The organism is Treponema sp. R8-4-B8 (assembly GCF_054786175.1).
On sequence record NZ_BDHE01000240.1, the window covers coordinates 1 to 621 of the forward strand.

2 protein-coding genes are annotated in these 621 nt (G+C 49.6%); both read right to left on the reverse strand.

The genetic code is table 11. The features are described from left to right. Positions 1 to 4: 4 nt before the first annotated feature. A complete protein-coding gene (locus ACYVRA_RS08140) occupies positions 5 to 511 on the reverse strand; it encodes a hypothetical protein (RefSeq protein WP_461252228.1) in 507 nt (168 codons plus the stop codon). Beyond that, positions 501 to 617, reverse strand: a complete 117-nt coding sequence (locus tag ACYVRA_RS08145; RefSeq protein WP_461252229.1) for a helix-turn-helix domain-containing protein — start codon at positions 615 to 617, stop codon at positions 501 to 503. Before ACYVRA_RS08145 ends, ACYVRA_RS08140 begins: the two co-directional genes overlap by 11 nt. Positions 618 to 621 lie beyond the last annotated feature (4 nt).

The window sequence follows — 621 nt, forward strand, 5'->3', positions numbered from 1 at the left end:
CCGCTCATTTTTTTATCCCCCCGCCATTATTAAAATTACAAGGCTGAAAACAACCCTGCCCGTCCTTGCCGTATGATTTCACCTTTTTTTCTTCGCCACGCGTTTTCCCCCGAGCGGAATTGGGTTTTTCCCCATCCGCTTCAAGACGGATTGACCTTAAAGAACGCATCCGCTCCGCTAATTTTTCCCTCTCCTCGCTTGTTTTTGCCTTAACAGCCGGATGCCTGCCAAGCCAGTTTTCTTCGGCGGTTTTTCTTCCCACTTCCGTTGCGTCAGGGTCTATACCGGACATCTTCTTCCCGATGACGCAACGCCTTTCCAACATGGGCAGGGTAAAGTATCCCGTTATCGTTTCCATGCCGATTCTTGCGATTTTCCGCTGACGTTTAACCCATTCGGGAACGTCCTGCAAACGACAGACAGGCTCATCGGCGAACCATACCGACTGCGCCGCCCTTTCGTCCATTGGGCATATCGGCGCTGAACATTCTTCAAAGTATTTACATTTCATTCTTCAACGCCCCCGCTTTTTTCCCTTCCATCCAGTTTTCAATCTCAGACGGCTTGAACCGCACCGCCCTGTTTAATTTGTGAAAAGGTATTTCCCCATTCGCCACATAT